At 70.4% G+C, this 14,630-nt stretch carries 12 protein-coding genes; 7 read left to right on the top strand and 5 right to left on the bottom strand.

The window, feature by feature from the left end; translation table 11 throughout:
• Window positions 1-28: 28 nt before the first annotated feature.
• Window positions 29-2,116 (bottom strand): S9 family peptidase, encoded by a 2,088-nt coding sequence (locus IEY99_RS23100; RefSeq protein ID WP_189206114.1) that lies wholly within the window; start codon window positions 2,114-2,116, stop codon window positions 29-31.
• A 119-nt stretch (window positions 2,117-2,235) separates the two neighbouring features.
• On the opposite strand from IEY99_RS23100, the gene IEY99_RS23095 reads away from it, so the two are divergent.
• Window positions 2,236-3,438, top strand: a complete 1,203-nt coding sequence (locus tag IEY99_RS23095; protein WP_189206113.1) for an FAD-binding oxidoreductase — start codon at window positions 2,236-2,238, stop codon at window positions 3,436-3,438.
• Here the strand turns inward: IEY99_RS23095 and IEY99_RS23090 are convergent.
• Window positions 3,435-4,115, bottom strand: coding sequence for a dihydrofolate reductase family protein (locus IEY99_RS23090; RefSeq protein ID WP_229799131.1), 681 nt, complete (start codon window positions 4,113-4,115; stop codon window positions 3,435-3,437). The two genes, IEY99_RS23095 and IEY99_RS23090, sit on opposite strands and share 4 nt — an antisense overlap.
• Before the next feature lie 161 nt (window positions 4,116-4,276).
• On the opposite strand from IEY99_RS23090, the gene IEY99_RS23085 reads away from it, so the two are divergent.
• Genes IEY99_RS23085 through IEY99_RS23070 form a run of 4 tightly spaced genes read left to right on the top strand, consistent with a single transcriptional unit; the run spans window position 4,277 to window position 6,527 of the window.
• On the top strand, window positions 4,277-4,651 hold the full coding sequence (locus tag IEY99_RS23085) for a YbaB/EbfC family nucleoid-associated protein (protein WP_189206112.1): 375 nt from the start codon (window positions 4,277-4,279) through the stop codon (window positions 4,649-4,651).
• Complete coding sequence (locus IEY99_RS23080) at window positions 4,644-4,958, top strand: type VII secretion target (protein WP_229799129.1); 315 nt, start codon at window positions 4,644-4,646, stop codon at window positions 4,956-4,958. Before IEY99_RS23085 ends, IEY99_RS23080 begins: the two co-directional genes overlap by 8 nt.
• Before the next feature lie 17 nt (window positions 4,959-4,975).
• Window positions 4,976-6,190, top strand: a complete 1,215-nt coding sequence (locus tag IEY99_RS23075) for a WXG100 family type VII secretion target (RefSeq protein ID WP_189206111.1) — start codon at window positions 4,976-4,978, stop codon at window positions 6,188-6,190.
• A gap of 28 nt (window positions 6,191-6,218) precedes the next feature.
• On the top strand, window positions 6,219-6,527 hold the full coding sequence (locus IEY99_RS23070) for a hypothetical protein (protein WP_189206110.1): 309 nt from the start codon (window positions 6,219-6,221) through the stop codon (window positions 6,525-6,527).
• A 36-nt stretch (window positions 6,528-6,563) separates the two neighbouring features.
• On the opposite strand, the gene IEY99_RS23065 is transcribed toward IEY99_RS23070, so the two are convergent.
• A complete protein-coding gene (locus IEY99_RS23065; RefSeq protein ID WP_189206109.1) occupies window positions 6,564-7,130 on the bottom strand; it encodes a dihydrofolate reductase family protein in 567 nt (188 codons plus the stop codon).
• 30 nt (window positions 7,131-7,160) lie between these two features.
• Entirely contained in the window at window positions 7,161-9,167 is a 2,007-nt protein-coding gene (locus tag IEY99_RS23060) for a SpoIIE family protein phosphatase (RefSeq protein WP_229799127.1), read from the bottom strand.
• A 113-nt stretch (window positions 9,168-9,280) separates the two neighbouring features.
• Here IEY99_RS23060 and IEY99_RS23055 point away from each other — a divergent pair, with 113 nt between their 5' ends.
• Together IEY99_RS23055 and IEY99_RS23050 are read left to right on the top strand one after the other, a co-directional pair.
• Window positions 9,281-13,675: a HAMP domain-containing protein gene (locus tag IEY99_RS23055; RefSeq protein WP_189206107.1), complete on the top strand. Its 4,395-nt coding sequence runs from the start codon at window positions 9,281-9,283 to the stop codon at window positions 13,673-13,675.
• The gene (locus IEY99_RS23050; RefSeq protein ID WP_189206106.1) at window positions 13,668-14,216 is read left to right on the top strand and encodes a response regulator; all 549 of its coding nucleotides are present in this window, start codon (window positions 13,668-13,670) and stop codon (window positions 14,214-14,216) included. The genes IEY99_RS23055 and IEY99_RS23050 overlap by 8 nt, the downstream gene beginning before the upstream one ends.
• 6 nt (window positions 14,217-14,222) lie before the next feature.
• Here IEY99_RS23050 and IEY99_RS23045 read toward each other — a convergent pair whose 3' ends face one another.
• A complete protein-coding gene (locus IEY99_RS23045) occupies window positions 14,223-14,549 on the bottom strand; it encodes an STAS domain-containing protein (protein WP_189206105.1) in 327 nt (108 codons plus the stop codon).
• Between the last annotated feature and the right edge of the window lie 81 nt (window positions 14,550-14,630).

Genomic DNA, 14,630 nt, shown 5'->3' with positions numbered 1-14,630 from the left:
GCCGGCCGGGCCCCCGCGCCGCCCGCGCTCAGGCGAGGCCGACCGTGTCCAGGATCCAGGCGATCACGAACGCCTCCTCCTTCCAGGAGTCGTAGCGGCCGCTGGGCCCGCCGTGGCCGGCGCCCATCTCGGTCTTGAGCAGGTACGAGCCGTCCGGCGCCGTCGCGCGCAGGCGGGCGATCCACTTGGCCGGCTCGTGGTAGAGCACGCGGGTGTCGTTCAGGCTGGTCACCGCCAGGATCGCCGGATACTTCACCTTCGCGACGTTCTCGTACGGGCTGTAGGCCTTCATGTACGAGTAGACGTCCGCATCCTCCAGCGGATTGCCCCACTCCTCCCACTCCGTCACCGTCAACGGCAGCGACGGGTCCAGGATGGAGGTGAGCGGGTCGACGAACGGCACCTGCGCCACGATGCCGGCGAACGCCTCCGGGGCCAGGTTGGCGACCGCGCCCATCAGCAGCCCGCCCGCCGAACCGCCGCGGGCCACGATCCGCTCGGGGCTGGTCCACGACGCCCGCACCAGGGACCGTGCGCAGGCCACGAAGTCGGTGAAGGTGTTGCGCTTGCACAGCATCTTGCCGTCCTCGTACCAGCGCCGGCCCATCTCGCCGCCGCCTCGCACGTGGGCGATCGCGTAGACCACGCCGCGGTCCAGCAGGGAGAGGCGGGCGATGGAGAAGTACGGGTCGATGCTGATCTCGTACGAGCCGTAGCCGTAGAGCAGCAGCGGCGCCGTACCGTTGCGCGGGGTGCCCTTGCGCGCCACGACCGAGATCGGGATCTTCGTGCCGTCGTCGCCGACCGCCCACTCCCGGAACTGCTCGTACGCGTCCGGGTCGTAGCCGCCGAGCACCGGCTTGCGCTTGCGCAGCACCATCGCGCGGCTGATCAGGTCCACGTCGTACACCGAATCCGGCGTGACCATCGACGTGTAGGTGATCCGCACGATGTTGGTGTCGTACTCCGGGTTGCCGGAGAGACCGACGCTGTAGAGCGGCTCCGGGAACTGCATGTCGTAGAAGTCGGTGCTGCCGTCGGCGATGACCCGTAGCCCGGTGAGCCCGTCGCGGCGCAGCGAGACGACGACGTGCCGCTGGAACGCGTCGACCGACTCCAGCCGGGTCCCCGGCGTGTGCGGGATCAGCTCCACCCAGTCGCCGGGGTTGTCCACCGACGTGTACGCGAGCGCGAAGTCCTCGGCGTTCTCGTTGTGCAGGACCAGGAACCGGTGACCGTGGTGCTCGATCGAGTACTCGACGTTCTGGACCCGGTCGCGGATGACCGCCGGCTCGGCCGTGGGGCGGTCGGCCGCGATGACGCGTACCTCGGACGTGGTCTTGCTGTGGATGTCGATGACGATGAACTTCTCGCTGCGGCAGAGCTCGACGCCCACCCAGAACCGCTCGTCCGGCTCCTCGAAGACGATCACGTCGTCCGCCGCGGGCTGCCCGACCACGTGCCGCCAGACGCGGTGCGGGCGCCAGGCCTCGTCGACGGTGATGTAGAACAGCGTCGAGCCGTCCGCGGACCAGGCGCTGCCGTAGAAGGTGTCCGGGACCTCGTCGGCCAGCGTCTCGCCGGTGCGCAGGTCCTTGACCTTGAGCACGAAGCGCTCGTCGCCGTCGAAGTCCACCGAGTAGGCCAGCCGGCCGCCGTCCGGGGTGACATCGAAGGTGCCCAGCGCGAAGAAGTCCTTGCCCTCCGCGAGCTCGTTGCCGTCGAGCAGCACCTCCTCGCCCGGCAGCGGCGCGCCGTCACCCGTCGCGGGCGGGTCCACCTCGTCCCGGGCGGCCGCGACGCGGCACTGGATGCCGTACTGCTTGCCCTCGACCGTGCGCGTGTAATACCAGTAGCCGCCCTTGCGCTGGGGCACGGACAGATCCGTCTCCTGGGTGCGGCCCTTGATCTCCTCGAAGATCGTGTTCCGCAGGCTCTCGAGGTGCGCGGTGGCCCGCTGGGTCCACGCGTTCTCCGCCTCGATGTAGGCGATCGTCTCCGGGTTCTCCTTCTCGGCGAGCCAGGCGAACTCGTCCGTGACCGTGTCGCCGTGGAACGTGCGCTCGGTCGGAACCTGGCGTGCCGCGGGCGGGGTCGTGGGCATCTCGGTCGTCACGATTGTCCACGTTACCGGTGCGCCGCTCGCTGCCCTGGCTCCTGGGCTCATTAGAACATGTGTACGATGAGCGAGGTGATGATCGCAGGGGTGACGGACGGCAGGGGAGAATGATGGGGATGGATCTGCCTGCCCGGGAGCCGCTGCTCCGGGCCCTGATCGACATCTGCGGCCCGGATTTCGCGCGCACGGCACGCCGGGCCGACGCGGTGGCCGGACGCCGGGCCAGCTTCGTCGCCTTCCCGGCGACCGGCCAGGCGGTCGCCGACACCCTGCGGCTGGCGACCGGCCGCGGCCTGGCGGTCGTCCCGCGCGGCGCCGGGTCCAAACTCGACTGGGGCAGCCCGCCGGCCGGCGTCGACCTGCTCCTCGACCTGCGGCGCCTGGCCGGCATCCGGCACCACGACGTGGAGCTGATGACGGCCGAGATCGCCGCCGGCACCTCCGTCCGCGCGGCCCAGGCGGCGCTGGCCCTGCGCGGCCAGCGCCTCGCGGTCGACCCACCCTCGCCGGCCGCGACCCTCGGCGGCATGCTCGCCCTCGACGAGACGGGCCCGCTGCGCCACCGCTTCGGCACGGCGGCCGACCAGGTCAACCACATCACGTACGCGACGAGGGACGGCCACCGCAGGACGTCGGACGGCTTCGACGGCCCGGCCGGGATCGGCGGTGTGGTTCTGTCGGCGCACATGCGCCTGGAGCCCGTCCCGGCGGCCCGGCGCTGGGTGAGCGTGCCGGTGACCACGCCCCGCGACATCCACGACCTCGTGCAGGAGACCCTGGCTCAGCGGGTGACCCCGAGCGCGATCGAGATCGACCTCCCGGCGGCGCCGAAGCCGGGCTCGCTCGCGGCACAACCCGGCTCGCTCGCGGTGCCGCCCGGCTCGCTCGCGGTGCCGCCCGGCTCGCTCGCGGTGCTGCTCGAGGGGGATCCGGCGGAGGTGGCAGACCGGGCGGCCCGGCTGCGGAGGGCGCTGGAGACGCCGGCGGCGGCGACATCGATGCCGCCGCCCTGGTGGGGCCGCTACCCGTTCGGTCCGTCGGACGTGGCGCTGCGCATCGAGGTCCCGACGGCGGATCTGCAGGCGGCGGTGTTCGCGCTGCGGGACGTGGCGGGCACGCCGGTGCCGGTGCGCGGCGCGGCAGGGCGAGGAATCGTCCACGCGGCGCTGCCGGCCAGCCTGGGCTTGGCGCACACCGAGCGTGTCCTGGACGCGGTCCGGGGGGTCCTGCTGGCGCGCGGCGGCCGCTGCGTGGCGATCGCCGCGCCGCCGGAGATCAGCGCCGAGCTCGACATGGCGAGCCGGCAGGACCTCGGCTAGCCGAGGGGCCGCCCGAGACGCTCGGCGGGCCGGTCGGGCTGGTCCCAGGGCAGCCCCAGCGGGGTGGAGCTGGAGAGGAAGTCCGCGGCCATGTGGCGGCCGAGGTTCGCGAGCGTCCCCACCGCATAGGACAGGTAGGCGAACTGGCCCATCTGCGTGACGTTGGTCAGGGCGAGCTGCTCGGCGGAGAGCCGTCGAGGCAGCAGCGGAGTGCCGCCACCGAGCATCACCGGTGCGACGGCGAGGATGATCTCGTCCAGCAGCCCGGCGTCGGCGAACTCGGCCACCAGATCCCCGCCCCCGGCGAGCCACACGTTGCGCCCCTGGGCGGCCACCATCATCGCCTGGTGAACCCGGCGCACGTCGCCGCTGACCATGAAGATGTTGGCGTCGGGCACAAGGGGCAGCTCGCGATGGGTGAAGACCCAGCAGGGCACGTCGCCGTACATGTCGTGCCAGTTCTCGGGCTCCTCGATGACGTTGTCGTTCGCCACCACCCACTCGTACGTCGTCGCGCCCATCGCGAAGGCACCGACGTTGGAGAAGAACGCGCCGAAGGGGTTGTCCGTCCCCTCATCGACCTCGAACAGCCATTCAAGCGAATTGTCCACATCCGCGGTGAAGCCGTCGATGCTGGTCGCCGTGTAGTACTGAGTCTTCGCCACGACAAACACCATGCCATGACGCAGCCGACAAAAGGGTCGGATCGGCCCAGGACAGCCGCGATCCCGCCACCAGTCCCGCCCACGCCCGCGCCGCGGGCGGCGCGGCACGCCGCCGGCCGGTTCAGCGGGCGATACTGAGGCTTCGGTGAAGAGCTGACGGAGCCGGGGGTGCCGTGTTCGACGGGCAGAATCTGGGTGGCGCCGAGCGTCTCATCGACGACTGGCAGGAGGAAATCGAAAAGCGCGCAGCTCAGGGTAGGGAGCTGGCGCGCAGGATGGCCCACTTGACCGCCTCCGCGCGAAGCTCTGACAACCTGGTCGAGCTGACGGTGGATTCCTCCGGCGTGGTCACGGACATCCGTCTGGACGAGGGGATCCGGCAGCAGTCCGCGGCGCGAACCGCCCGCGAGATTCTGGCCACCATCGGCTCGGCCCGTGCCGCGCTACGCGACAAGGCGGAGTCCGTGGTCGCCGACACCGTGGGTGTGGACACCGAAACCGGGCGGGCGGTGCTCGCCTCGTACGCGAAGAGCCTGAAAAGTGCCTGACGACCTCGTTGTTCGGCCCGCAGACCTCATGGCGCACGCGCGGCACGTCGAGGCCGTCGCGGATCGGGTGGCGGCGGCACGGCAGGCGGGTCAGGCAGTGCGGGCCGACGCCGGCGCCTACGGCCGGCTGTGCGCCATGGTGCCCGTGATGCTGGGCGCTCTGCAGGACGTGCTCGTCAAAGGGGTCGCCGACACCGCCGACGGCCTACTTGACACAGGTGGCAAGGTGCACGCGGTGGCTGAGAACTATGAGGCCACGGATCGTGCGCGCGCCACAGAGCTGTCCGCCATCGAGGCCAGGCTGTGACTCGGCCCAATCCGCTCGTGGCCGTAGCGGCTGACACCGGTCCGTCTCCGTGGGCCGGGGTCTGGATAGCGGAGGACATCGAGCAGATCGCCCACGGGGTGCAGAGCGGCTCGTGGATCGATGGGACTTTGGGTGCCGTCAGCGCCGGCCTGGACGCCCTTGCCTTCGTGTCGGACCCGGTCGGCGCGCTCCTGCAGTACGGCGTCGCGTGGCTGCTGGAGCACGTGAAGCCGCTCTCGGAAGTGCTCGACTGGTTGGCCGGCAACCCGGCGCACATCGCCGCGCATGCCGCAACCTGGCGCAACGTAGCCGGAAGGCTCGGCGAAGAAGCCGATTCCTTGGCCCGGTCGGTGCGGGACGACGTCAGCGAGTGGAGCGGGGTGGCTGCCGATGCCTACCGCATGCACGCCGACCGGCGGACGCAGTCTCTGCGGGCCCTCGGCCGGGCATCGGAGGCCATGGCGCTGATGACCGAGGGGGCGGGCATGCTGATCGGCACCGTCCGGGTCATGGTTCGCGATGCCGTCGCCACGGTCGTCTCCCGCTTGATCGTCTACGCCGCTGAGCTGGCCGGGTCGCTCGGCGCGCTCGCTCCGCTGGTAGTCGAGCAGGTGACGACGTTGTGCGCGTCCTGGGCGGCGAGAATCGCTCGTTGGCTCAAGGCCCTGGTGGCCAGTCTCCGCCGGCTCGGTGACGCCATGGCCAGGCTTGCCCGTAACGTCGATCAGCTCGGCGGCCGGCAGGATTCTTCCGGAGCGGAAAGTGCTGGTGGAGTCCGCCAGACGGGCGGGGAGGTGCGCCGACCTCGCAACGACATGGACTATGAGATGCGATGGGCCGACGAGGCTTACGACAGCATCCGGGCAAGTGACCACGAGATTCCCGCTGTGGCAGAGGCAGCCCGCCCATACGGGTTCACCCCGGATGACATCGCCCGCATCAAAGAACATCTATTCAGAGATCAGCATCTTCTGGATTCCTATCCGCCCGGCGAAATGGGCCGATTCGCTGCCAATCCCCGAATAGCGGAGGCTTGGCAGCGGTTGGCGGACGGTCGGCCGCATCCCGCGGACATCGATCTGCTGAGGCACGAGCGGTATGAGTCCGATTTCATGGCCCGTACCGGGGATCCGAGCTACCGCAGGGCTCACGCGGCGACGATCGAGGCCGGCCACGCATGGGATCCTGAGGCTGCGGCTTCGGACGGCCTCGGCTATCAACGGAGGAATTGAGCATCGTGCTGCTGGAGAAGGTGGGCGGATGACCGCATCGCTCGGTATCTGGGCTGAGGCCAGTTCCTCCGCAGGTGTCCTTTACCGCTGGGAAGCCGATCACGGCACCGGGGGGTGCGGCTTCGTGACCTTCGAACCTGTCTCCCGGAAGTTCCGGCCCGCGGACGAGGCCGGCAGTGTCCTCGGAGATTTGGTGATCGACGGAAACAGCGGGGAGGCGACGGGCACGGCCGAGAGCGTCGACCGCAGTGTCCTGATCAAGGTAGCCTCATCGATCTTGCGCGCTTATGTCCGATCTGGCGAGCCACCGAAGACCGCGCATGCGCACTTCTACTGATCGTTGCCTGGCCCCTCACCCGTGCTGTGACGCCGCTCAGGAGGATGGACTGAGCTGGTAGGTCAGGTAGGCGAACGGGCCGTGTTGCTCCATCGAGGTCAGGGACAGGCGCGACGACGTCAGCCGGCGGGGGAGGAGCGGGGCGCCGGCGCCCAGGGTCACCGGGGCCACACCCAGGATGATTTCGTCGAGCAGGCCCGCGTCGGCGAAGGATCCGGCCAGCTCGCCGCCGCCGACCACCCACAGGTTCTTGCCCTGGGCGGCCGTGGTCATCGCCTGGTGGACCGGGCGGACGTCGCCCTGGACGAAGGTGAGGTTGGCGCCCGGGATGCGGGGCAGGTCGCGGTGGGTGAAGACCCAGGCCGGGGTGTCGCCGTAGTAGTCCGCCCACTTGAGCGGCTGGTCGAGGAGGGCGTCGTGCTCGAGGACCCATGCATACGTCGTGGCGCCCATGGCGAAGGCGCCCACCTGGGCGAAGAAGGCGCCGAACGGGTTGTCGGGGGCGTCGCCGTCGCCGACCTCGAACAGCCAGTCCAGCGAGTTGTGCCGGTCGGCGATGAAGCCGTCGATGCTCGTCGCTGTGTAGTATTGCGTCTTGGTCACGACGTCACCCTGTCATGGGGGTACGACAACTCAGGCGTCGTTGCGCAGGACCAGGATGGCGATGTCGTCGCGGGGTTCCTCGACCGAGAAGTTGATCGTGGTGGAGCGCAGCCGGGCCGCCATCACGTCCGCGGGGTAGCCGGCCAGGGGTGCCGCCGCGTCGCGCAGGCGGGCCGTGCCGAAGAGCTCGCGGCCGCGGCGGCGTTCCGTCACGCCGTCCGTGTAGAAGATCAGTGAGTCGCCCGGGTGCAGCCGCACCGCCGCCTCCGGGGAGGTGATGCTCTCCAGCAGGCCGAGGGCCGTGCCGCCCTCGCCGACGAACGACGTCTTGCCGTCCGCGCGGACCAGGACCGCGCGGTCGTGGCCGGCCAGGTGCAGGCAGACGTCCAGCTCCGCGCCGTTGCGGGCCACCGAGGCCATGGCCAGGGTGCAGTAGCGTCCGCCGCCGCGCTGGACCAGGGTGCGGTTGACCCGGTGGAGGACTTCCTTCATCGGCTTGCCGTCGTCGACCAGGATCCGGATGACGTCGCGGACCAGCCCGGTCACCGTCGCCGCCTGGACGCCCTTGCCGGACACGTCGCCGACGACCACTATCCAGCCGTCGTCGGACGGGACCACGTCGTAGAAGTCGCCGCCCACCTCGGAGCCGGTCGGGACGTACTCGGCCGCGAAGCCCACGCCGGGGACGTGCGGCAGGGCCGGGGGGAGCAGCGAGGCCTGCAGCGTACGGGCGACGCGGCGCCGCTCGTCGTGGATCCGGGCGTTGTCGATGGCGAGCGCCGCCCGGCGGGCCACGTCCTCGAGGACGGCGACCTCGTCCACGTCGTGCCGGTGCCGCAGGTGGCGCCCGACCGCGAGGGTGCCGAGGCGCTGGCCCCGGGCGACCAGCGGCACCGCGAAGCCTTCCGACGGGGTGCCGAACATGACCTGCTGGCCGAGCCGGGACGCCTCTTCGAGCCGGGCCAGGATCGAGTCGGGGCCGGTTTCGGAGAGGGCGCCGTACAGGTGGGAGACGGCCGATTCCTCGGCGTGCGTGGCCGCGGCGAGCTGGAGCCGCCCCCAGGTGTCGGTGGTGTGCACCGCGCACCACTGGCCGAGCCGGGGCACGACGAGCTGGGGGATCAGCGCCATGGTCAGGTTGACGTCGAGGGACTGGGCGAGCAGCTCGCTCGCCTCGGCCAGGAACGTCAGCCAGGTCTGCCGGCGCAGGTCGGTGCGGCGCAGCCGGTCGTTCTCCAGGTGCAGCGAGAGGCGTTCGGCGACGATCGTGGCCAGCGGCATGGCGTAGCCGTCCGGGGAGGAGTCGAGCTCCAGCTCACCCACGTACGGCCGCTGCACGGCGAGGGGCACCCGGATGGTGGCGGCGTCCGTACGCGGGGTCCGGCCGTGCCGGGCGAGGACCTGCCGGCCGGTGCCGTCGCCGCGGTCGAGCCGGAGCACCCCGCCGGTCGCGCCGGTGAGCCGGGCCAGCCGGGCCAGCAGGTCGGTGGCGAACTCGGCGAGCGCCTCCTCCGTGGTGCGCTCGGGGTCGGTCTGCAGCAGCGTGGTGAGCTCGCCGACGCTGGGGGCCGCGTCTCCCTCGGCCACCGGCAGGGCGGCGGCCGGGTTGGCGCGGGCCTCGAGCCGGAACCAGACGCCCTTGCCCGTGCCCTCGTGGACGGTTCCCCAGCGGCTCGCGAAGTGGTCCACGAGCAGCAGGCCGCGACCGCGCTCGGCAACTTCCCCGATGTCGGATTTGTCGTTGCGCGGGCCGACCGCGAGCTCCTCGACCGGACCGGGGGCGAAGTCGGTGACGGTCACGGTGAGTCCGCTCGGGTCGGCGGCGACCTCGATGTCGAGCTCCGTGCCGGCGTGCACGACCGCGTTGGTGGACAGCTCGGTGGTCAGCAGCAGCGCCTCGTTGACCAGGCTGTCGAGCCCGGTCTCCTCGAGTACCGACCGCACCAGCGCGCGGGCGGCGGCCGGCGTACGCCGGTCGTTGGGCAGCCGGACACGGCGCACCAGGGCACCCGCCGCCGCTCCTTCCTCCACCGACACGCATGCATCCTCTCCTGTCGGCGGCGGTATGCACAAAGCCATCACTCGCAATGACCCGGCCGGGCGAGAGATGATGGAACGCCCCCAGCCGGTGGACAGCGAGTGAGGACAGCATGACTGCGGCGAAAGAGGTCGGCGTCGGCATGACCGACGAGACCGCCCTGCTCGGTGAGGTCGCCGACGCTCTGCGGCGGGTTCGCCGCGGTGATCTCAAGGTGCGCCTGGCCCGCCGGAGCGGGTCGTTCGGTGAGCTCGTGGACGCATTCAACGAGGTCGTGTCGTTGCAGGAGCGGCAGAATCTCGACGTTCGTCGAATCAGTCGGACGGTGGGGCGGGAGGGACGGCTGACCGACCGTCTCGACGAGGAGGGGCTCGACGGGGCCTGGGCGGACTCGGTGCGCTCGGTCAACTCCCTGATCGACGACCTGGCGCGACCGACCACGGAGATCTCCCGGGTCATCGTGGCGGTTGCGGAGGGTGACCTCTCCCAGCACATGGCATTGGAGATGGACGGACGACCCCTGCGGGGTGAATTCCTGCGGATCGGCCGGACGGTGAACACGATGGTGGACCAGCTGTCGTCGTTCGCCAGCGAGGTGACGCGGGTGGCCCGCGAGGTGGGCACCGAGGGCGAGCTCGGCGGCCAGGCCGACGTCCGCGGCGTCGCCGGCACCTGGAAGGACCTCACCGACTCCGTCAACACGATGGCGTCCAACCTGACCCACCAGGTGCGGTCCATCTCCCAGGTGGCGACCGCGATGGCCCGCGGCGACCTGTCGCAGAAGATCACCGTGTCGGCCCGGGGTGAGGTCGCCGAGCTGGCCGACACCATGAACGGCGTGACGGACACGCTGCGGCTCTTCGCGGAGCAGGTGACCCGGGTGGCCCGCGAGGTGGGCACCGAGGGCAAGCTCGGCGGCCAGGCGGACGTGCCGAACGTGGCGGGCACCTGGAAGGACCTCACCGACTCGGTGAACTCCATGGCGTCCAACCTGACCAGCCAGGTGCGCAACATCGCCCAGGTGTCCACTGCGGTGGCCAAGGGCGACCTCTCGCAGAAGATCACGGTGGCGGCGCAGGGCGAGATCCTGGAGCTGAAGGACACCGTGAACACGATGGTCGACCAGCTGTCGTCGTTCGCCGACGAGGTGACGCGGGTGGCCCGCGAGGTGGGTACCGAGGGCCGGCTGGGCGGTCAGGCGCAGGTGCGCGGCGTCTCCGGCACCTGGCGGGATCTCACCGAGAACGTCAACCAGCTGGCGGCCAACCTCACCGACCAGGTCCGCAACATCTCCCAGGTGTCCACGGCGGTGGCGAAGGGCGACCTGTCGCAGAAGATCACGGTCGATGCCCGCGGCGAGATCGCGCAGCTCAAGAACACGATGAACACGATGGTGGACCAGCTGTCGTCGTTCGCCGACGAGGTGACCCGGGTGGCCCGCGAGGTGGGTTCGGAGGGCAAGCTCGGCGGTCAGGCCCAGGTCAAGGGCGTCTCCGGCACCTGGCGGGACCTGACCGACAACGTCAACTACATGGCGTCCAACCTGACCAGCCAGGTGCGCAACATCGCGTCGGTGACCACGGCGGTGGCCAAGGGCGACCTGTCGCAGAAGATCACCGTCGACGCCCGCGGCGAGATCCTGGAGCTGAAGTCGACGGTCAACACGATGGTGGACCAGCTGTCGTCGTTCGCCGACGAGGTGACCCGGGTGGCCCGCGAGGTCGGCACGGAGGGCAAGCTCGGCGGTCAGGCGCAGGTGCGCGGGGTGGCCGGCACCTGGCGGGACCTGACCGACAACGTCAACTCGATGGCGTCCAACCTGACCGCCCAGGTCCGCAACATCGCGCAGGTCTCCACCGCCGTCGCCCGCGGCGACCTGTCGCAGAAGATCACGGTCGACGCCCAGGGCGAGATCCTGGAGCTGAAGTCGACGGTGAACACGATGGTGGACCAGCTGTCGTCGTTCGCCGACGAGGTGACCCGGGTGGCCCGCGAGGTCGGCTCGGAGGGCAAGCTCGGCGGTCAGGCGCAGGTGCGCGGGGTGGCCGGCACCTGGCGGGATCTCACCGACAACGTCAACTACATGGCGTCCAACCTCACGGCCCAGGTACGCAACATCGCCTCGGTGACCACGGCGGTGGCCAGGGGCGACCTGTCGCAGAAGATCACGGTCGACGCCCGCGGCGAGATCCTGGAGCTGAAGTCGACGGTCAACACGATGGTCGACCAGCTGTCGTCGTTCGCCAACGAGGTCACCCGGGTCGGCCGCGAGGTCGGCATCGAGGGCAAGCTCGGCGGTCAGGCCCAGGTCAAGGGCGTCTCCGGGACGTGGCGCGACCTCACCGACAACGTGAACCAGCTCGCCTCCACGCTCACCACCCAGCTGCGCGCGATCGCCGAGGTCTCCACCTCGGTGACCCGCGGCGACCTGACGCAGAGCGTCACCGTCGAGGCGCAGGGCGAGGTCGCGGAGCTCAAGGACAACATCAACCAGATGATCGTGACCCTGCGCGAGACCACCAAGGCGAACGCCGAGCAGGGCTGGCTGGACTCCAACCTGGCCCGGATCGGCGGCCTGCTGCAGGGCCAGCGCGACCTGGGCGAGGTCTGCCGCATGATCATGACGGAGGTGACCCCGCTGGTCGATGCGCAGCTCGGCGCGTTCTTCCTGGTCGACAACGAGGAAGCGGTGATGCGGCTGCGGCTCGCGGCGTCGTACGGCTACGTCGCTCGCAACCACGAGGTGACGTTCGGCCCGGGCGAGGGGCTCGTCGGGCAGGCCGCGGTCTCCCGCCGGACCATCCGGGTGCGCGCCACCCACGACGGCGCGCTCACCATGCGGTCCGGGTTGATGTCGATGCCGCCGAGCGACCTCGTCGTGCTCCCGGTGCTGTTCGAGGGCGAGATGCTGGGCGTCATCGAGTTCGCGTCCGTGGCCGCCTTCAGCGGGCTGCACCTGACCTTCCTCGAGCGCCTGGTCGCCACGATCGGCATCGCGCTCAACACCATCCAGGCCAACCGGCGTACGGAGGAACTGCTCGCCCAGTCGCAGCGGCTGGCGCGCGAGATGCAGGACCAGTCGGCCGAGCTCCAGCGCACCAACGCCGAGCTGGAGGACAAGGCGCAGTTGCTCAGCGAGCAGAAGGGCAACATCGAGACGAAGAACCGGGAGATCGAGCTGGCCCGGCTGGGGCTGGAGGAGAAGGCCCAGCAGCTTTCCCGGGCCTCGGCGTACAAGACCGAGTTCCTGGCCAACATGAGCCACGAGCTGCGGACGCCGCTCAACTCCCTGCTGTTGCTCGCCCGCCTGCTGGCCGAGAACTCCGAGAAGAACCTGACGGAGAAGCAGATCGAGTTCGCCCGGACCATCCACAGCGCCGGCTCCGACCTGCTGTCGCTGATCGACGACATCCTCGACCTGAGCAAGATCGAGGCGGGCCGGATGGACGTCGAGCCCGACGAGGTCGACTTCGAGGAGGTCCGTAGCTACGTCGAGCAGGCGTTCCGCCCGCAGGCCGACGAGAAGGGCCTGGAGTTCCGGGTCGACGTCTCGCCGGAGCTGCCCCAGTCGATCGTGACGGACGCCCAGCGCCTGCAGCAGATCCTGCGCAACCTGCTCTCCAACGCGGTCAAGTTCACCGACACCGGCTCGGTCACGCTGAGCATCTTCCCCGCGCCGCCGGACAGCGAGTTCGACATACCGTCGCTGGCCGCCGCGGAGCAGGTCGTGGCCCTGGCGGTCACCGACACCGGGATCGGCATCTCGGACGAGAAGCTCAGCCTGATCTTCGAGGCGTTCCAGCAGGCGGACGGCACGACGAGCCGCAAGTACGGCGGCACCGGCCTGGGCCTGTCCATCAGCCGCGAGTTCGCCGCCCTGCTCGGCGGCACGATCGTGGTCTCCTCGGTGCCGGGGGAGGGCTCGACCTTCACCCTCTACGTACCCGACGTGCTGGTGCCGGACACGGTCCCGGTGGCGGTGCCGCAGCTCCCGGTGGAGGCGGTGGTCCCGCCCCGGGCGGTGCTGCCGCCGCTGGACGTGCCGCTGCTGAACCCCCAACCGGGTGCCGAGCATGCGGTGACCCCGGCGAGCCGGCAGCTGGACGGGGCCACGGTGCTCATCGTCGACGACGACGTCCGCAACGTGTTCGCCCTGACCAGCGCCCTGGAGATGCACGGGCTCAACGTCCTGTACTCGGACAACGGCGCCGACGGGGTGCGGTTGCTCGCCGAACACCCCGAGGTGGACATCGTGCTGATGGACGCGATGATGCCGGACCAGGACGGGTACGAGACGACCCGGGGGATCCGCCGGAATCAGCGGTTCCGCGACCTGCCGGTAGTGTTCCTCACGGCGAAGGCGATGCCCGGCGACCGAGAGTCGGCGCTGGCGGCGGGGGCGAGCGACTACATCACCAAGCCGGTCGACCTCGACCGGCTGATCGAGCTGATGGCCCGGTGGGTGAACGCATCCGACAGCTCCGGGACGGAGAGTGAACGTGGCTGACCGCGCGAAGGCCCTTCTGGTCGACGACCGGCGTGACAACCTGCTCGCCCTGGAGGCCATCCTCCAGGGCCTGCCCGTGCAGGCGGTCGCGGTGGAGAGCGGGGAGGCGGCGCTCAAGCAGCTCCTCGTCGACGACTTCGCGGTCATCCTGCTCGACGCCCAGATGCCCAACATGGACGGCTTCGAGACGGCGAGCCACATCAAGCGCCGGGAGCGCACCCGGCACGTCCCGATCCTGTTCCTCACCGCGGCGGACCGTGACGCACAGCTTGCGTTGCGTGGTTATGCGGTCGGCGCGGTGGACTACCTGACCAAGCCGTTCGATCCCTGGGTCCTGCGCGCCAAGGTCTCCATCTTCGTCGAGCTCTGGACCAAGACCCAGCAGCTCAAGGCCCAGGCCGAGACGGTACGCGAGCGCGAGGCCCAGTGGCAGCGGCTGACGGATCTCGTCGACGAGGCGGCCCGGAAGCTGCGCGCCGGCGGGGACGCCGCCCCGGCCGAGGCGCTGGAGCTGCTCGAGAAGGCCCGCTGGGGCACCTAGCGGCGGTCAGGCGGTCGACGAGATCATCAGGGCGGACCGCAGCCCGGTGATGTCCAGCACGCGCATCAGGAAGTCGCCGACGTTGGTGAGGGTCAGGACGGCCCGGGCGTGCTGGGCCTTGCGGCTGAGCACCACCAGCGTGCCGAGGCCCTGGGAGTCGCAGAAGGTCACGCCCGCCATGTCGAGCTCGATGCGGGCCGGCGGCTCCTGCAGGATCTCGTTGACCATGGCCGACAGCCGCGCCACGGTGAGCACGTCGATCTCGCCGACGAGGTGGAACACCACCTCGTCGGGGGCGCGCTCAACGGCGATGGACAGCTCCGGTCGCTCCACCCCGCCACCCTATCGCGGGTGGTCGAATCCGGCCTGTTGGGCGCGATTTCGTGCCACCGTCCGGCGGGTTGCCCGAGTGAT

The organism is Couchioplanes azureus (assembly GCF_014648355.1).
Lineage (GTDB): Bacteria > Actinomycetota > Actinomycetes > Mycobacteriales > Micromonosporaceae > Actinoplanes > Actinoplanes azureus.
This window is presented reverse-complemented; position numbering and strand designations above follow the sequence as displayed.